18 protein-coding genes are annotated in these 16,445 nt (G+C 64.5%); 13 read left to right on the top strand and 5 right to left on the bottom strand.

All coding sequences use genetic code 11. The features are described from left to right. Positions 1–25 precede the first annotated feature (25 nt). The 12 genes from GDH07_RS24395 to ureC all read left to right on the top strand — a co-directional run bounded on the left by GDH07_RS24395 (position 26) and on the right by ureC (position 10,814). A complete protein-coding gene (locus tag GDH07_RS24395) occupies positions 26–325 on the top strand; it encodes a 7(1) septoil knot domain-containing protein (protein ID WP_085595420.1) in 300 nt (99 codons plus the stop codon). Positions 326–547: 222 nt separating this feature from the next. Further along, positions 548–1,813 (top strand): urea ABC transporter substrate-binding protein, encoded by a 1,266-nt coding sequence (gene urtA / locus GDH07_RS24390; RefSeq protein WP_152899139.1) that lies wholly within the window; start codon positions 548–550, stop codon positions 1,811–1,813. A gap of 146 nt (positions 1,814–1,959) precedes the next feature. Further along, positions 1,960–3,456 carry an urea ABC transporter permease subunit UrtB gene (urtB, locus tag GDH07_RS24385; RefSeq protein WP_152899138.1) on the top strand — a complete coding sequence of 499 codons (1,497 nt, stop codon included), beginning with the start codon at positions 1,960–1,962 and terminating at the stop codon, positions 3,454–3,456. A gap of 162 nt (positions 3,457–3,618) precedes the next feature. Next, a complete protein-coding gene (urtC, locus tag GDH07_RS24380) occupies positions 3,619–4,698 on the top strand; it encodes an urea ABC transporter permease subunit UrtC (protein WP_152899137.1) in 1,080 nt (359 codons plus the stop codon). Further along, positions 4,695–5,534: an urea ABC transporter ATP-binding protein UrtD gene (gene urtD, locus GDH07_RS24375; protein WP_152899136.1), complete on the top strand. Its 840-nt coding sequence runs from the start codon at positions 4,695–4,697 to the stop codon at positions 5,532–5,534. Before urtC ends, urtD begins: the two co-directional genes overlap by 4 nt. A 157-nt stretch (positions 5,535–5,691) precedes the next feature. Continuing rightward, the gene (urtE, locus tag GDH07_RS24370) at positions 5,692–6,390 is read left to right on the top strand and encodes an urea ABC transporter ATP-binding subunit UrtE (RefSeq protein WP_022642028.1); all 699 of its coding nucleotides are present in this window, start codon (positions 5,692–5,694) and stop codon (positions 6,388–6,390) included. A gap of 30 nt (positions 6,391–6,420) precedes the next feature. Further along, complete coding sequence (locus GDH07_RS24365) at positions 6,421–7,260, top strand: urease accessory protein UreD (protein ID WP_152899135.1); 840 nt, start codon at positions 6,421–6,423, stop codon at positions 7,258–7,260. 43 nt (positions 7,261–7,303) lie between these two features. Further along, positions 7,304–7,606: an urease subunit gamma gene (locus GDH07_RS24360; protein WP_022642026.1), complete on the top strand. Its 303-nt coding sequence runs from the start codon at positions 7,304–7,306 to the stop codon at positions 7,604–7,606. Between the two features lie 9 nt (positions 7,607–7,615). After that, positions 7,616–8,149: a GNAT family N-acetyltransferase gene (locus GDH07_RS24355; protein ID WP_103325885.1), complete on the top strand. Its 534-nt coding sequence runs from the start codon at positions 7,616–7,618 to the stop codon at positions 8,147–8,149. A gap of 7 nt (positions 8,150–8,156) precedes the next feature. Further along, complete coding sequence (locus tag GDH07_RS24350) at positions 8,157–8,690, top strand: GNAT family N-acetyltransferase (RefSeq protein ID WP_152899134.1); 534 nt, start codon at positions 8,157–8,159, stop codon at positions 8,688–8,690. After that, positions 8,687–8,992 carry an urease subunit beta gene (locus GDH07_RS24345; RefSeq protein WP_022642023.1) on the top strand — a complete coding sequence of 102 codons (306 nt, stop codon included), beginning with the start codon at positions 8,687–8,689 and terminating at the stop codon, positions 8,990–8,992. The genes GDH07_RS24350 and GDH07_RS24345 overlap by 4 nt, the downstream gene beginning before the upstream one ends. Positions 8,993–9,113: 121 nt before the next feature. Then, positions 9,114–10,814 carry an urease subunit alpha gene (ureC, locus tag GDH07_RS24340; protein WP_085595438.1) on the top strand — a complete coding sequence of 567 codons (1,701 nt, stop codon included), beginning with the start codon at positions 9,114–9,116 and terminating at the stop codon, positions 10,812–10,814. Between the two features lie 184 nt (positions 10,815–10,998). Here ureC and GDH07_RS24335 read toward each other — a convergent pair whose 3' ends face one another. Further along, positions 10,999–11,304, bottom strand: coding sequence for a chaperone modulator CbpM (locus GDH07_RS24335; RefSeq protein WP_031320783.1), 306 nt, complete (start codon positions 11,302–11,304; stop codon positions 10,999–11,001). 20 nt (positions 11,305–11,324) lie between these two features. Further along, positions 11,325–12,263 carry a DnaJ C-terminal domain-containing protein gene (locus GDH07_RS24330; protein ID WP_022642020.1) on the bottom strand — a complete coding sequence of 313 codons (939 nt, stop codon included), beginning with the start codon at positions 12,261–12,263 and terminating at the stop codon, positions 11,325–11,327. Positions 12,264–12,562: 299 nt separating this feature from the next. Between GDH07_RS24330 and GDH07_RS24325 the strand changes: the two genes are divergently transcribed. Beyond that, on the top strand, positions 12,563–13,828 hold the full coding sequence (locus tag GDH07_RS24325; protein WP_152899132.1) for an Hsp70 family protein: 1,266 nt from the start codon (positions 12,563–12,565) through the stop codon (positions 13,826–13,828). Positions 13,829–13,938: 110 nt separating this feature from the next. Here the strand turns inward: GDH07_RS24325 and GDH07_RS24320 are convergent, their stop codons facing one another. The 3 genes from GDH07_RS24320 to GDH07_RS24310 all read right to left on the bottom strand — a co-directional run bounded on the left by GDH07_RS24320 (position 13,939) and on the right by GDH07_RS24310 (position 16,444). Further along, the gene (locus GDH07_RS24320; protein WP_152899131.1) at positions 13,939–14,949 is read right to left on the bottom strand and encodes an AI-2E family transporter; all 1,011 of its coding nucleotides are present in this window, start codon (positions 14,947–14,949) and stop codon (positions 13,939–13,941) included. 152 nt (positions 14,950–15,101) lie between these two features. Then, a complete protein-coding gene (locus tag GDH07_RS24315) occupies positions 15,102–15,557 on the bottom strand; it encodes a hypothetical protein (protein ID WP_246196020.1) in 456 nt (151 codons plus the stop codon). A gap of 2 nt (positions 15,558–15,559) precedes the next feature. Further along, a complete protein-coding gene (locus GDH07_RS24310) occupies positions 15,560–16,444 on the bottom strand; it encodes a hypothetical protein (protein ID WP_246196019.1) in 885 nt (294 codons plus the stop codon). Between the last annotated feature and the right edge of the window lies 1 nt (position 16,445).

Below are 16,445 nucleotides of genomic sequence, written 5' to 3'. Positions count from 1 at the left end.
CCTTCGGTCTCTCAGGATGAGTCTCATGCTTAAAACTGCGCTCCTGGCCTTGCTGCTCGGCACCTCCCTTGGCGCCGTGGCCGGCACCTCCGTCGATGTCTCGAAAATCTACGGCAACATCCAGTTCGTCAACAGCTTCCCCGACTACAAGGTCAAGGTGGTGAACTCCTTTCCCGACCTGAACGTGAAGCAGGTCAACGCCTTTGCCGACGCGCCGGGCAAGTGGAAGGTCGTCGACAGTTTTCCCGATTACAAGATCCAGATCGTCGACTCCTTTCCTGATTTCACCATCAAATATGTCGACTCCTTCCCCGGCGTAAATTAAGGCTCTGCGCCGCTCGCCGCTGCCGCCCAGCGGCAGCACCACAATGAAGCACCCGCGCGCACCAGCCCTTGCCCAAGCCTCGTCTTGGGGCATCACCGCCCCCACTCTTGCTGTTAAAGCAACGTTTCCATGCCTTGGCCAACCCGGCACACCCCTTGCAAAACACCCTTCACTGGTTCGCATCTGCCTCTTAAAAATCCAAGAGTTCACGGAGATCGCACAATGAAGCGTCGTAGCTTGCTCAAGGCTTTCACCCTCTCGACCGCTCTTGCCACCCTGGGCCTGACCTGGACCGCCCAGGCCGCCGAGACCATCAAGGTGGGCATCCTGCATTCGCTGTCGGGCACCATGGCGATCTCCGAGACCTCGCTCAAGGACATGGCCCTGATGACCATCGACGAGATCAACGCCAAGGGCGGAGTCAACGGCAAGCAACTGGAGGCGGTGGTGGTGGACCCGGCCTCCAATTGGCCGCTGTTCGCCGAGAAGGGCCGGCAGTTGCTGAGCCAGGACAAGGTCGCGGTGGTGTTCGGCTGCTGGACCTCGGTCTCGCGCAAATCGGTGCTGCCGGTGTTCGAGGAGCTCAACGGCCTGTTGTTCTACCCGGTGCAATACGAGGGCGAGGAAATGTCGCCCAACGTGTTCTACACCGGAGCCGCCCCCAACCAGCAGGCGATCCCGGCGGTGGAATACCTGATGAGCGAAGACGGCGGCAGCGCCAAGCGCTTCTTCCTGCTGGGCACCGACTACGTCTACCCACGCACCACCAACAAAATCCTGCGTTCGTTCCTGCACGCCAAGGGCGTGGCCGACAAGGACATCGAGGAGGTCTACACCCCGTTCGGCCACAGCGACTACCAGACCATCGTCGCCAGCATCAAGAAGTTCGCCGCCGGCGGCAAGACTGCGGTGATCTCCACGGTCAACGGCGACTCCAACGTGCCCTTCTACAAGGAGTTGGCCAACCAGGGCCTGAAGGCCACCGAGGTGCCGGTGGTGGCCTTCTCGGTGGGCGAGGAAGAACTGCGCGGCATCGACACCAAGCCACTGGTGGGCAACCTCGCCGCCTGGAACTACTTCGAGTCGGTGGATAACCCGGTGAACCAGAAGTTCGTCGCGGCCTGGAAGGCCTACGCCAAGGCCAAGAACCTGCCGGGGGCCGACAAGGCGGTGACCAACGACCCGATGGAAGCCACCTACGTGGGCATCCACATGTGGGCCCAGGCCGTGGAGAAGGCCAAGTCCACCGATGTCGACAAGGTTCGCGAGGCCCTGGCCGGTCAGACCTTCGCCGCGCCTTCGGGCTACACCCTGACCATGGACCCGAGCAACCACCACCTGCACAAGCCGGTGATGATCGGCGAGATCCAGCCCGACGGTCAGTTCAACGTGGTCTGGCAGACCGCAGGCCCGGTCCGCGCCCAACCCTGGAGCCCCTACATCCCGGGCAACGACAAGAAGCCGGACTACGCGGTGAAGAGCAACTGAGCAGCGTATCCATTCCTCTGTAGGGGCGAGCGGGCGGCGATCCGACTTGCCCGCGATGGCGGTGTACCAGACCCACCGCTATCACGGACAAGGACTAGGCGCCCCCTGCCCCTACAAGGCTCCCTGTTGTATCCAAGGACGTGACCATGTCGCTTTATCGCCTGCTCCTGGCTTGCTTGCTGTTGCTGCCAATCGCCGCCCATGCCGGTGACGCCGAAGACTTTGTCGCGGCCAACTCCAACCAACAGGCACAACTGCTGGAAGCCTGGGCCGCCCAGCCCGATCCGGCGCGCCTCGCCCTGCTCGCCAGCCTGCAGCAAGGCCAACTGACACTGGACGGCCAGGCCAAGCCCCTGCGCTTGAACAACCGCCTGCGCGGCTTGATCGATACCGCCCTGGCCAGCCACCAACTGCTGGCCGCTGACCCCGGCTCCCGCCTGACCGGTGCCCGGCAACTGCAGAAGAGCGCCAAACCGGCGCAGTTGAAGTTCCTCGACACACGACTGGCCGCCGAGCAGGACCCAGGCGTGCACGACGCCCTGAGCCTGGCCCTGGCCAACCTGCAACTGGTGGACAGCGACCCGGCCGTGCGCCTGGCCGCGGTACGCCTGCTGGGCGAGAGCGGCGAGCCGCTGGCCCGCACCCGACTCGAAAGCCTGCTGGAAGCGGGAATGGAGAGCGACTCCGGCGTGCGCACCGCCGCGCAAACCAGCCTGGCCCAGGTCAAGCGCAAGCTGCTGGTGGGCGAGGTGCTCGGCCAGGCCTTCAGCGGCCTGTCCCTGGGTTCGATCCTGCTGCTGGCGGCCCTGGGCCTGGCGATCACCTTCGGCCTCCTGGGGGTGATCAACATGGCCCACGGCGAGATGCTGATGCTCGGCGCCTACGCCACCTACGTGGTGCAATCGCTGTTGCAGCGCTACCTGCCCCAGGCCATTGAGTACTACCCATTGCTGGCCCTGCCGGTAGCGTTCCTGGTCACCGCCGGCATCGGCATGGCCCTGGAGCGCACCGTGATCCGCCATCTCTATGGCCGCCCGCTGGAGACCCTGCTGGCGACCTGGGGCATCAGCCTGATCCTGATCCAGCTGGTGCGCCTGCTGTTTGGCGCGCAGAACGTCGAAGTCGCGAACCCGGCCTGGCTCTCCGGCGGCATCCAGGTACTGCCCAACCTGGTGCTGCCCTACAACCGCCTGGCAATCATCGGTTTCGCCCTGGCCGTGGTGCTGCTGACCTGGCTGCTGCTGAACCGGACCCGGCTGGGGCTGAACGTGCGCGCGGTGACCCAGAACCGCAACATGGCCGCCTGCTGCGGGGTGCCCACCGGCCGGGTGGACATGCTCGCCTTCGGCCTGGGCTCGGGCATCGCCGGCCTGGGTGGCGTGGCCCTGAGCCAGATCGGCAACGTCGGCCCGGAGCTGGGCCAGGGCTACATCATCGACTCGTTCCTGGTGGTGGTGGCAGGCGGCGTCGGGCAGCTGGCCGGCAGCATCCTGGCGGCCTTCGGCCTGGGGGTCGCCAACAAGATCCTCGAGCCGGCGATCGGCGCCGTGCTGGGCAAGATCCTGATCCTGGGGTTGATCATCCTGTTCATCCAGAAACGCCCACAAGGACTCTTCGCCCTGAAAGGCCGGGTGATCGACTAGCCGGCAGATGCTCACGCCCATTGACGAACGCGCCGTCGCCTCGCTGGCGGCGGCCCCGAGAAGGAACACCAATATGTTTGCCAGCAGCCCGCTCGAAACCGCCCGTACCGCCATCGCGGCAGCCGCCCGGTGCACTGCACCCTTCGTCGCGAGCACACTGCGATGAACCAGCCACTGCTCATCACCGCCAGCCAGAAGGCCGGGCCCAGGGTCACCATCAGCATCGGCGCCCTGCTGCTCCTGGTGCTGCTGGCCCTGCCACTGCTGGCGCTGTTGCCGGCGGACAATCCACTGCACGTCTCGGCCTACACCCTGACCCTGGTGGGCAAGATCCTCTGCTACGCCGTGGTCGCCCTGGCCCTGGATCTGGTCTGGGGTTATGCCGGCCTGCTGTCCCTGGGGCATGGCTTGTTCTTCGCCCTGGGGGGCTACGCCATGGGCATGTACCTGATGCGCCAAGCCGCGGGCGACGGCCTGCCAGCGTTCATGACCTTCTTGTCGTGGAGCGAGTTGCCCTGGTACTGGACCGGCACCGAGCACTTCCTCTGGGCCTTGTGCCTGGTGGTGCTGGCGCCGGGGCTCTTGGCCCTGGCGTTCGGTTTCTTCGCCTTTCGCTCGCGAATCAAGGGCGTGTATTTCTCGATCATGACCCAGGCCCTGACCTTCGCCGCGATGCTGCTGTTCTTTCGCAACGAGACCGGTTTTGGTGGCAACAACGGCTTTACCAACTTCCGCAGCATCCTGGGCTTCGGCATCACCGAGCCCGGCACCCGGGCGGCGTTGTTCCTGGCCACGCTGGCGTTGCTGGTGGCCAGCCTGTACCTGGGCTGGCGCCTGTCGCGAAGCAAGTTCGGCCGGGTGCTGACTGCGCTGCGCGATGCCGAGAACCGCCTGATGTTCTGCGGCTACGACCCTCGCGGCTTCAAGCTCTTCGTCTGGGTCCTGAGCGCGGTGCTGTGCGGCCTGGCCGGGGCCCTCTACGTGCCCCAGGTGGGCATCATCAACCCCGGCGAAATGTCCCCGACCAACTCCATCGAGGCCGCTGTCTGGGTCGCCCTGGGCGGACGCGGCACGCTGGTCGGTCCGCTGCTCGGCGCCGGCCTGGTCAATGGCATGAAGAGCTGGTTCACCGTGGCCTTCCCGGAATACTGGCTGTTCTTCCTGGGCGCGCTGTTCATCGTGGTGACCCTGTACCTGCCCAAGGGTGTGATCGGTCTGTTCAAGCACAGGGGTGAATCATGAGAATCACGGCAACGGTGGACTACATGCTCGAACCCATCCTCGACAGCGCCCAGGATGCCGGCCGCGGCCAAGCCGCGGGCAAGGGCCTGGACACCCGCCATGGCACCATCCTGACCCTGGAGGACATCAGCGTCAGCTTCGATGGCTTCAAGGCCCTCAACGACCTGAACCTGTACATCGGCGTCGGCGAGCTGCGCTGCATCATCGGCCCCAACGGCGCCGGCAAGACCACCCTGATGGACGTTATCACCGGCAAAACCCGCCCCACCCGGGGCAAGGCCTGGTTCGGCGAGACCCTGGACCTGACCCGCTTGAGCGAGGTGCAGATCGCCCAGGCCGGAATCGGCCGCAAATTCCAGAAGCCCACGGTGTTCGAGGCCCTGAGCGTGTTCGAGAACCTGGAACTGGCCTACCGCACCGACAAGTCGGTATGGGCCTGCCTCGGCGCGCGCCTGGGCAGCGAACAGCAGGATCGCATCGCCCAGGTGCTGGACACCATTCGCCTGGCCAGCTCGGCCCGGCGCCCAGCCGGCTTGCTGTCCCACGGCCAGAAGCAGTTCCTGGAGATCGGCATGTTGCTGGTGCAGGAGCCTCGCCTGTTGTTGCTCGACGAACCGGTGGCGGGCATGACCGACGCCGAGACCGAGTTCACCGCCGAGCTGTTCAAGGGCCTGGCCGGCCAGCACTCGCTGATGGTGGTGGAGCACGACATGGGCTTCGTCGGCGCGATCGCCGATCACGTCACCGTGCTGCACCAAGGCAGCGTGCTGGCCGAGGGGTCCCTGGAGCAGGTGCAGGAAAATGAGCGGGTGATCGAGGTCTACCTCGGGAGATAGGCCCAGAGGCACGCTTCAAGCTTCAAGCTTCAAGCTTCAAGCAAGAAGCCAAAACCAAAACCAAAACCAAAACCAAAACGCACACCGTCCCGCTCTTACTTGCAGCTCGCAGCTAACCGCTTGCATCTGCCGTTTCGCTACTGCCCGGAGGGCTTCCATGCTGCAAGTCGACAAGCTTCACCAGTACTACGGCGGTAGCCACATCCTGCGGGGCCTTTCGTTCGAGGCCAGGGTCGGCGAAGTCACTTGCCTGCTCGGGCGCAACGGGGTGGGCAAGACCACCTTGCTAAAATGCCTGATGGGCCTGCTGCCGGCCAGGGACGGTGCGGTTACCTGGGAAGGCCGGACCATCACCGGCGACAAGCCGCACCAGCGGGTCCATGCCGGCATCGCCTACGTGCCCCAGGGGCGGGAGATCTTCGCCCGCCTGAGTGTGGAGGAGAACCTGCTGATGGGGCTTTCACGCTTCGCGGCGCATGAAGCCCGGGAGGTGCCGGCCTTCATCTACGAACTGTTCCCGGTGCTGCAGCAGATGAAGCAACGCCGGGGCGGCGATCTTTCCGGCGGCCAGCAGCAACAACTGGCCATCGGCCGGGCGCTGGCCAGTCGCCCGCGCTTGCTGATCCTCGATGAACCCACCGAAGGCATCCAGCCCTCGGTGATCAAGGAGATCGGCGCGGTGATCCGCCAACTGGCGGCCCGGGGCGACATGGCGATCCTGCTGGTGGAGCAGTTCTATGATTTTGCCGCCGAACTGGCGGACCACTACCTGGTGATGTCCCGCGGGGAAATCATCCAGCAGGGCCGGGGTGAAAATATGCAGGCCGACGGTGTACGCGGCCTGGTTACGATCTAATCTGTAGCCTCCTAACAATATCGATTGCCCATGAACTCACCTGCCGCCCACGCCCTGTTCACCCCCAGCTGGCACGCCGAGCTGGAGCTGGCCTATGCCTGTACCGGCAACGCCACGCGCCCGGTGCTGCGCCGCCACCAGGGCCCGCTGCGGGTGCAGAAGCACCTGTATGCCGAAGGCCCGCAGGTCTGCCAGCACATCATCGTCCACCCTCCGGGAGGCATTGCCGGTGGCGACCGCCTGGCCATCCGCGCCCGGGTCGATAGCGGCGCCTGGGCCCAGTTGACCAGCCCCGGGGCGGCCAAGTGGTACCGCGCCGCCAGCCCCGCCAGCCAGCTCCTGGAACTTGCGGTGGCGCCAGGAGCGACCCTGGAATGGCTGCCCCAGGAAACCATAGTCTTCAGCGCCGCCCAGGCCGAACTGACGACCCGCATCGAACTGCATGGCGATGCCCGGCTGTGCTACTGGGACATCGTCGCCCTCGGACGCCCGGCCAGTGGCGAGCGCTTCGCCCAAGGGCACTTCCAGGCCCACCTGGATATTCGTCGCGATGGCCGGCCGCTGTGGCATGAGCGCCAGCGCATCAGCGGCGGCGACGGCTTGCTCGACTCCCCGGTCGGCCTCGACGGCCAGCCGGTGTTCGCCACCTTGCTGGTCACCGGCGAGATCGATGCCCAACTGCTGGAACGTTGCCGCGCGCTGGAGCACCCGGTACGCGGCGACCTGAGCCAGTTGCCGGGCCTGTTGCTGGCGCGCTGCCTGGCCAGCGAAGCCTTGCAGGCCCGGGCCTGGCTGATGGACCTGTGGCGCTTGTTGCGCCCGGCACTGTTGGGACGCGCTGCCGTACCACCAAGGATCTGGAACACATGAACCGCCCCTTTTCCTTCAACTGCCCGACCACGGACCGACCACGATGGACCTGACCCCACGCGAAAAAGACAAGCTGCTGATCTTCACCGCCGGCCTGGTAGCCGAACGACGCCTGGCCCGTGGCCTCAAGCTGAACTACCCGGAGGCCATGGCCTACCTCTGCGCGGCTCTGCTCGAAGGCGCCCGTGATGGCCAGAGCGTGGCCGAGCTGATGCACTACGGCACCACCCTGCTCAGCCGCGAGCAGGTGATGGAGGGTATTGCGGAAATGATTCCGGAGGTCCAGGTAGAAGCCACCTTCGTCGATGGGACCAAGCTGGTCACCGTCCACCAGCCCATCGCCTGAGGAGCGCCCATGACGTATCAGATTCGTGACGCGGTGCACGCCGACTTGCCGGCGATCCGCGATATCTACAACGACGCCGTGCTCAATACCACCGCGATCTGGAACGAGACCCCGGTGGACCTGGATAACCGCCTGGCCTGGTTCAGCGCCCGCCAGGCCCAGGGTTATCCGGTGCTGGTGGTGGTCGACAGCGCAGGGCAGGTACTGGGCTACGCTTCGTTCGGTGACTGGCGGCCCTTCGATGGGTTTCGCCACAGCGTCGAGCATTCGGTCTACGTGCGCAGCGACCAGCGCGGCAACGGCCTGGGCCCAAAGTTGATGGAGGTGCTGCTCGAACGCGCCCGCGCCTGCCACAAGCACGTGGTGGTGGCCGCCATCGAAAGCGGCAATGGCGCCTCGATCCGCCTGCATGAACGCCTGGGCTTCATCACCACCGGACAGATGCCCCAGGTGGGCACCAAGTTCGGACGCTGGCTGGACCTGACCTTCATGCAACTGATCCTCAACCCCGGGGCACAACCACCCGCCCCTCACAAGGAGTGACACTTCGATGAACGCCGGCCAACTGCGACGGGTCCATGGAGAAAGCTTTGCCCACTACCGCCAGGGCTTGATCGAACTGCTGTTCGACTCGGTCCACCATGGCGCGTCCATCGGCTTCATGGCCGACCTCGACGACAGCCAGGCCCAGGCCTATGTCGCCGACGTGCAGGCTGGTGTCGAGAACGGCAGCCTGCTGCTATGGGTGGTGGTCGATGAGGAAAAGGTCCTGGCCAGCGTGCAACTGGCGCTGTGCATGAAGGCCAACGGGCGCAACCGGGCCGAAGTGCAGAAGCTCCAGGTCCTGCATGGCGCCCGGCGCCGGGGCCTGGGCCAGCAGTTGATGAATGTCCTGGAACAGGCCGCGCGCCATCTCAAGCGTGGCCTGCTGTACCTGGACACCGAGGCCGGTTCGCCCGCCGAGGAGTTCTATCGTGCCCTGGGTTACACCCGGGTGGGCGAGCTGCCTAATTACTGCCAGGGCCCGGACGGCCGCCACAGCCCGACCGCCATCTACTTCAAGACCCTGGAGCAACCCCTGTGATCCCTGGCCAGTACCAGATCCTGCCCGGCGACATCGAACTCAACGCCGGGCGCCGCACCCTGGCCCTGAATGTGGCCAACAGCGGCGACCGGCCGATCCAGGTCGGCTCCCACTATCACTTCTTCGAAACCAACGACGCCCTGGTCTTCGACCGTGCCGCCAGCCGCGGCATGCGCCTGAACATCGCCGCCGGCACCGCGGTGCGCTTCGAACCGGGACAGACCCGGGAAGTCGAGCTTGTCGATCTGGCTGGGTTGCGGCGAATTTATGGGTTCGCGGGACGAATCATGGGCGATCTTTAAAGATCAGCTTCAAGCTGCGAGCCACAAGCTGCAAGAAAGAGCAGTGCGGTGGCTCTGGGCGGCTTTCTTTTACTTGTAGCTTGCAGCTCATGGCTTGCAGCTCTGTTCCGAGGAATGAGGAATGCGCATTTCCCGCGAGGCTTATGCCGACATGTTCGGCCCCACGGTGGGCGACAAGGTCCGACTGGCCGATACCGAGCTGTGGATCGAGGTAGAGAAGGACTTCACCACCTACGGTGAAGAGGTGAAGTTCGGCGGTGGCAAGGTGATCCGCGACGGCATGGGCCAGGGCCAGCTGCTGGCGGCCGAGGTGGTGGACACCCTGATCACCAATGCCCTGATCATCGATCACTGGGGCATCGTCAAGGCCGACGTCGGCTTGAAGGACGGGCGTATCGCCGCCATCGGCAAGGCCGGCAACCCGGATATCCAGCCCGACGTGACCATCGCCATCGGCGCCAGCACCGAGGTGATCGCCGGCGAAGGCATGTTGCTCACCGCTGGCGGTGTCGACACCCATATCCACTTCATCTGTCCACAGCAGATCGAAGAGGCACTGATGAGCGGCGTCACCACCATGATCGGCGGCGGCACCGGGCCGGCCACCGGGACCAACGCCACCACTTGCACCCCGGGGCCCTGGCACATGGCGCGCATGCTCCAGGCCGCCGACGCCTTCCCCATGAACATCGGCTTCACCGGCAAGGGCAACGCCAGCCTGCCGGGGCCGCTGGTGGAGCAGGTACGGGCCGGGGCCATCGGCCTCAAGTTGCACGAAGACTGGGGCAGCACCCCGGCCAGCATCGACAACTGCCTGAGCGTGGCCGACGAATACGACGTGCAGGTGGCGATCCACACCGACACCCTGAACGAGTCGGGCTTCGTCGAGACCACCCTCGGTGCCTTCAAGGGCCGCACCATCCACACCTACCACACCGAAGGCGCCGGTGGCGGCCATGCGCCGGATATCATCAAGGCCTGCGGTTTTTCCAACGTGCTGCCCAGCTCCACCAACCCGACGCGGCCCTTCACCCGCAACACCATCGACGAACACCTGGACATGCTCATGGTCTGCCATCACCTGGACCCGAGCATCGCCGAGGACGTGGCCTTCGCCGAAAGCCGCATCCGCCGGGAAACCATCGCCGCCGAGGACATCCTCCATGACCTGGGGGCATTCTCGATGATCAGCTCCGACAGCCAGGCCATGGGCCGGGTCGGCGAGGTGGTGACCCGCACCTGGCAGACCGCCGACAAGATGCTGCGCCAGCGCGGGCCATTGCCGGGCGACGGGCCGGGCAACAGCAATTTCCGGGTCAAGCGCTACATCGCCAAGTACACCATCAACCCGGCCATCACCCACGGCATCAGCCATGAGGTAGGTTCCATCGAAGTGGGCAAGTGGGCCGACCTGGTGCTCTGGCGCCCGGCGTTCTTCGGGGTCAAGCCGAGCCTGATCCTCAAGGGCGGGGCCATCGCCGCGAGCCTGATGGGCGATGCCAACGCGTCGATCCCGACTCCCCAGCCGGTGCACTACCGACCGATGTTCGCCAGCTTCGCCGGCAGCCGCCATGCCACCAGCCTGACCTTCATCAGCCAGGCGGCGCTGGATGCCGGGGTGCCGGAGCAATTGGGCTTGAAGAAGCGCATCGCCGTGGCCAAGGGCTGTCGCAGCGTGCGCAAGGGCGACCTGATCCACAACGACTACCTGCCGCAGATCGAGGTCGACCCACAGACCTACCAGGTCAAGGCCGATGGCGTGCTGCTGTGGTGCGAACCGGCGGATGTACTGCCCATGGCCCAGCGCTACTTCCTGTTCTAGCCGCTGTCGAGCGCAGCGAGGCTGCGCACGGACGCGCAGCGGTCGCAAAGGAGGATTCACGAGGATCGGAACTGTACGCAGCGCCCGCAATTGCACCGAATCGACGAGGACTGCGTCCTGGGTCGCAGCTTCGCTGGCGCTCGGCAGCGGCTACAACATTCGGCAGATACGACCGTGGGGCCGGTCAATCCACCAGCAGGCGACCCAGGCGTTGCCTGAGCATGCGGTTTTCGGCGCGCAGTTGCTGCACCTCTTCGAGCAGGTCCAGCGCCAGGGCGACGCCTTCCCATTCCAGGTCCAGTTCGCGGTGCAACTTCGCCGCGCGCTTGGCCAGGGACAATTCATGATCGTTGAATCGCCACTCCTTGGGCGCGCGGCCCTGAGGTTCGAGGATGCCGTGCTCGACGATTTCGATCACGTAGGCCGCCGACAGGTCGGCCACTTCACAGAATTCTTCCATGTCCAGCTGAACGATCAGGGTGCTCATGATCAGCGCCTCCTAGTGTCGAATCAGAATTGTTCCCGTGGGTCGAACGCCGCCTTCTTCGCCAGCTCCTGCCACAAGGCCCTGGCCTCGTCGCTGGTGTGCTTGGGCATCACCGCCTTGAGCTGCACGAACAGGTAGCCGCGCTGGCCGGCCTTGTTCAGCAGGCCGTGGCCCTTGGCACGCATGCGCTGGCCGTTCTGGCTGCCGGCAGGCACCTTGAGGTTGATCTTGCCGGTCAGGGTCGGCACCGCGACCTCGGTACCCAGCGCCAGCTCCCAGGGTGCCAGCGGCAGGGTGATGATCAGGTTCTCGCCCTCGACATCGAACTTCGGATGGGGCGCGAAACGAATGGTCAGGTACAGGTCGCCATTGGCCCCGCCACCGACGCCCGGAGCACCCTGGCCCTTGAGGCGGATACGCTCGCCATCGGTAACCCCGGCCGGGATCTTCACGTTCAGGCTCTTGCTGGTGTTGCTCACATGCTGGCCGGACGCATTGTATTGCGGCACCTGGAAACTGATCTTCTTGGACTCGGTCGACAGGGTTTCTTCGAGAAAGATCGGCAGTTCCATTTCCACATCCTGTCCGCGACGGCCGCTGCTGCGACGCTGTTCCGGGCCGCCGAATCCTGGCCCCCGGTTACCAAAGATCGAACTGAAGAAGTCCGAGAAATCCCCACCGCCACCGCCGCCGAAGCCACCACGGCTCTGCCAGCCCGGTGGCCCCTGGAACGGCTGGCCATGCTGGCCGTACTTGCGCAGGTCGTCGTACTCGGCGCGCTTGTCGGCGCTCTTGAGCGCCTCGTAGGCTTCCGAGGCGTCCTTGAACTTGGCCTCGGCATCCTTTTCCTTACTGACGTCGGGGTGGTACTTGCGCGCCAGCTTGCGATAGGCGGCCTTGATCGCCTTGTCGTCCGCTGTCGGCTCCACGCCGAGAATCTTGTAATAGTCTTTGAAGTCCATCGAGGGAATCACCATCCGTTATCGAAGTCGCGCGGCGTGCAGCACAGCTGGACCGGTCTGGCAGCATGAGAATCGACCCGTCTCGATTCTCTGACTGAACGGCGCATCAGAAGTTTATCGGCAGCCGTCGGCGGATCTTGCGATCTCTTGTGGCTACCAGGCTCATGCCTGCAAGTTTGGGGGTCAAGGATAGTCTTTCAAGACGAAGCCAGTGACGAATTAGCAGATATCCGGCCTTTGCAACGGCGGGCGACTGGCGTACGCTGCGCGGCCGTTTTTTTGACCGGAACTGGAAAGACATGAACAACGCCTCCCCGGCCCGCGGCTGCGGCATCGACTTCGGCACCTCCAACTCCACCGTCGGCTGGTTGCGCCCCGGGCAAGAGACGCTGATCGCCCTGGAGGACGATAAGATCACCCTGCCGTCGGTGGTGTTCTTCAATATCGAGGAGCGTCGTCCAGTCTATGGCCGCCTGGCCCTGCACGAGTACCTGGAAGGCTACGAAGGCCGCCTGATGCGCTCGCTGAAAAGCCTGCTGGGCTCCAAGCTGATCAAGCACGACACCAGCGTGCTGGGCACGGCCATGCCGTTCAAGGATCTCCTGGGACTGTTCATCGGCCAGCTCAAGAGCCGCGCCGAAGTCACCGCCGGTCGGGAATTCACCGAAGTGGTGCTGGGTCGCCCGGTGTTCTTCGTCGATGACGATGCCGCCGCCGACCAGGAAGCCGAAGACACCCTGGTGGAAGTGGCGCGCAAGGTCGGCTTCAAGGAAGTGTCCTTCCAGTACGAACCCATTGCCGCGGCCTTCGACTACGAGTCCAGCATCGAGCGCGAGGAGCTGGTGCTGATCGTCGACATCGGCGGTGGTACCTCGGACTTCTCCCTGGTGCGCCTGTCCCCCGAGCGCCGTGGCGTCGACAACCGCCACGACGACATCCTCGCCACCGGCGGCGTGCATGTGGGTGGTACCGACTTCGACAAGCAACTGTCCCTGGCCGGGGTGATGCCGTTGTTCGGTTATGGCAGCCGGATGAAAAGCGGCGCCTACATGCCCACCAGCCACCACATGAACCTGGCGACCTGGCACACCATCAACTCGGTGTATTCGCAGAAGTCCCAGCTGGCCCTGGGCAGCATGCGCTACGACATCGAGGACACTGGCGGCATCGACCGGCTGTTCAAGCTGATCGAGCAACGTGCCGGCCACTGGCTGGCCATGGAAGTGGAAGAAACTAAGATCCAGCTGACCCACGCCGACCAACGCCTGGTGCCCCTGGACCGCATCGAGCGCGACCTGAGCGTCGACCTCACCCGGGCCCTGTTCGAGTCGTCCATCGACAACCTGCTGGAGCGCATCCGCGCCAGCGTCACCCAGCTGCTCGGCGATGCCAATGTCAGCGTGGGCCAGGTCGACACAGTGTTCTTCACCGGTGGTTCCAGCGGCATTCCAGCCCTGCGCCAGAGCGTGGCGGCCATGCTGCCCAATGCCCGGCATGTGGAAGGCAACATCTTCGGCAGCATCGGCAGCGGCCTGGCGATCGAGGCCAAGAAGCGCTACGGATAAAAACAGCGGCAAGCTTCAAGCGGCAGGCCACAAGTAAAAGCAGCAGCGGATCGGCTTTAGCTTGAAGCTTGCGGCTTGCGGTTTGCGGTTTGCGGTTTGCGGCTGCCGTCCTAAACCAGGCCCACCTGCTTCAATTCGCTTTTCAGGTAGGCGTAGTAGATCGGTCCTGCCACCACCCCCGGCAGGCCGAACGCCGCTTCGAACACCAGCATCGCCAGCAGCAGCTCCCAGGACTTGGCGCTGATCTGCCCACCGACGATCCGTGCATTGAGGAAGTATTCCAGCTTGTGGATCACGATCAGGTAGCCCAGGGCCGCCACCGCCACCCAGATCGACAGCGACAGGCCGACGATGGTGATCAGGGTGTTGGAGATCAGGTTGCCGATCACCGGCAGCAGCCCCAGCAGGAAGGTCAGGACGATCAGGGTCTTGGTCAGCGGCAGCTTGACCCCGAACATCGGCAGCACCAGGGCCAGGAAGATCCCGGTGAAGAAGGTGTTGAGCAGGGAAATCTTGATCTGCGCGAAGACGATGTTGCGAAACGCCTGGACCAGCAGGTGCAGGCGGTCGAACAGGGCCGCCGCCAGGGGCTTGCGCTTGGTCAGGTCGGGAATGCGCTGCAAGGCGATGATCGCCCCCAGCACCATGCCGATCAGTAGCGTCACGAACATGTGCGCGGCGTCCTTGCCCACCAGTTGCAGCTCGCTCAGGTGCTTGCTGGCCCAGGCGCCGATGGCCGCCTGGAATTCGGCAGCGCTGGCCGGCAGGTAGGAGTCGAGGAACGGCGGCAGCTGGCCCCGGGCCTTGTCCACCACCAGCATGAACTTGCCCAGCGAGGCGCCGGGGTTCTCCGCTTCATGCAACAGGAAACTGATGGCCCCGGCGAACAGCAGGGTCAGCAGGCTGACCACCAGGGTGCCGAGCAGGGCCACCGCCAGCCAGCGCGCGCGCCGGCCCTCGATCAGGCGCTGCAGTTGCGGGGTGAGCATGTTCACCAGTTCGAACACCAACAAGCCCGCCAGCAGGCTGGGCAGCAAGCGCAACGGCAGGGCCAGCAGCAAGCCGCCAAAGATGATGATCCAACTGATGAACAACAGGTGACGCTGTGAAAACGTTGGCATACAGCCTCAAGACAGACAGCGGGAAAAGACCCGCAGTCTGCCAGCCTTCACCCCGCAGGAATAGTGCCGGGCGCCCTGCGGGAGCCTGCTCGCAGCCTACCTGCGGACTGTGACAGCCGAGGTTCAGCCAGCCGTGGAAGACGCTCGGAGGGTCATTGGTAGCGGCTGATGAACGAGTACCTGAGGCCCGCCGCTTCGGCGCTGGCCTGCATCTGCCGGGACTGCTCTGGCTCACCGACGAAGAGCAGCCAGACGCCGGGAAAACGCTGCTCGCTCAGCGCCCCACCGACGATAGCCTGGTCCAGGGCCGGGCTGGCCCCGAAGATCACCACCCGGGCGCCGCCGCTGGCAGCAGCCTGGGCGAACAGCTCACGCACGTTCATACGATCCTGCCCGCCTCCCGCCGCGATCGTCACACGATCGGCCAGCAGGCCGTGGCTGTTGATCCGGGTAACCAGTAACGAAGGCAGCTGGTCGGTGGCCTGCCCCTGCCGGGACATCAGGCCCGCTACTTCGGCCAGCACCGCTTCCTGGCTCTTTGGCGCCGGTTGCGAAGCACAACCACCCATTACCAGGAGCAACCCGGTGATCATCAAGTACTTATACATGTTCATTTCCTTATGCCGTCAGATGGTGTCGGTGCCTTGAGATCAGGCAAGGGCACGTCGTAGCCGCAGTAATGCAGATGGGTCAGGATCAGGCGCTTGTCCGGATAATCATCGCCCCAGGGCAGCTTCTGGTCGTAGCGCGATTTGACATGGGCGCAGAACCCCTGGATATCAGCTCGGGCCTTAGCCAGCACCGGCGCCGGCAAGGGGTTGATCTTCAGGCTCTGGAAGAACGGCACGATGAACACCTGGTCCAGGTCGTAGCCCTTGCTCCCCAAGGGCAGGCGCTGGCCGGCATGCACATAGAAGGGCTGTTGCAGACCGCTCTCCTGCTCCCAGCACCAGTACTTGACCTCATCCTCGAAAATGCCGACTGCCCGCCCTTCCCAACGCTCGTAGATGCGCAGGCATTGGTGCCCCTGCATGCTCACCCAATCGATGCTGCTGGGCTTGACGCCACGATAGGAGGGCAGGGCCTGACGGGCCAGGAGATCGTCCAGAAACGCCTGTCGCGGGTAGGGCAAGCCGTCCGCCCGGCCATTGAGAAAGCTGTTGACCCGCATATAGAGCGCGGACGCCATCACCTGGGTATCGCCATAGGAGAACGACCCGGAAGTCCCTACCGACAGCGCATCGAGCTGCTTGTCATAGTAAAAACCGCCAGTGATGGTTCCGCACCGCGCATGCTGATAAGGCCCAGGCAGATCGAAGGAATAACGCTGCATCAGGGTGACTCGCTTCGCCCCCTCCTGGCAGAGCATGCGGGAGTCCAGGCGATCATTTTCATAGACCAGAGGGGGCGCCATGCAGCCACTGATGATCCCCAAAAAACCGCAGAGCAAGGTGATTTCGATACATCGGCGAATGGCCCTGGTTACTCCGTGCAAG

This window comes from Pseudomonas piscis, from assembly GCF_009380155.1.
Classification (GTDB): Bacteria; Pseudomonadota; Gammaproteobacteria; order Pseudomonadales; family Pseudomonadaceae; genus Aquipseudomonas; species Aquipseudomonas piscis.
The sequence above is the reverse complement of the archived record's forward strand: the minus strand, read 5'-3'. Positions and strand labels throughout refer to the sequence as shown.

Excerpts from the sequence above, each read along its gene's own strand:
- GDH07_RS24320 (WP_152899131.1), bottom strand. The coding sequence starts at position 14,949 with ATGCCAACGTTTTCACAGCGTCACCTGTTGTTCATCAGTTGGATCATC.
- urtB (WP_152899138.1), top strand. The coding sequence starts at position 1,960 with ATGTCGCTTTATCGCCTGCTCCTGGCTTGCTTGCTGTTGCTGCCAATC.
- GDH07_RS24365 (WP_152899135.1), top strand. The coding sequence starts at position 6,421 with ATGAACTCACCTGCCGCCCACGCCCTGTTCACCCCCAGCTGGCACGCC.
- GDH07_RS24325 (WP_152899132.1), top strand. The coding sequence starts at position 12,563 with ATGAACAACGCCTCCCCGGCCCGCGGCTGCGGCATCGACTTCGGCACC.
- ureC (WP_085595438.1), top strand. The coding sequence starts at position 9,114 with ATGCGCATTTCCCGCGAGGCTTATGCCGACATGTTCGGCCCCACGGTG.
- GDH07_RS24395 (WP_085595420.1), top strand. The coding sequence starts at position 26 with ATGCTTAAAACTGCGCTCCTGGCCTTGCTGCTCGGCACCTCCCTTGGC.
- GDH07_RS24315 (WP_246196020.1), bottom strand. The coding sequence starts at position 15,557 with ATGTATAAGTACTTGATGATCACCGGGTTGCTCCTGGTAATGGGTGGT.
- GDH07_RS24355 (WP_103325885.1), top strand. The coding sequence starts at position 7,616 with ATGACGTATCAGATTCGTGACGCGGTGCACGCCGACTTGCCGGCGATC.
- urtE (WP_022642028.1), top strand. The coding sequence starts at position 5,692 with ATGCTGCAAGTCGACAAGCTTCACCAGTACTACGGCGGTAGCCACATC.
- urtA (WP_152899139.1), top strand. The coding sequence starts at position 548 with ATGAAGCGTCGTAGCTTGCTCAAGGCTTTCACCCTCTCGACCGCTCTT.
- GDH07_RS24350 (WP_152899134.1), top strand. The coding sequence starts at position 8,157 with ATGAACGCCGGCCAACTGCGACGGGTCCATGGAGAAAGCTTTGCCCAC.
- urtC (WP_152899137.1), top strand. The coding sequence starts at position 3,619 with ATGAACCAGCCACTGCTCATCACCGCCAGCCAGAAGGCCGGGCCCAGG.
- GDH07_RS24330 (WP_022642020.1), bottom strand. The coding sequence starts at position 12,263 with ATGGACTTCAAAGACTATTACAAGATTCTCGGCGTGGAGCCGACAGCG.
- GDH07_RS24360 (WP_022642026.1), top strand. The coding sequence starts at position 7,304 with ATGGACCTGACCCCACGCGAAAAAGACAAGCTGCTGATCTTCACCGCC.
- urtD (WP_152899136.1), top strand. The coding sequence starts at position 4,695 with ATGAGAATCACGGCAACGGTGGACTACATGCTCGAACCCATCCTCGAC.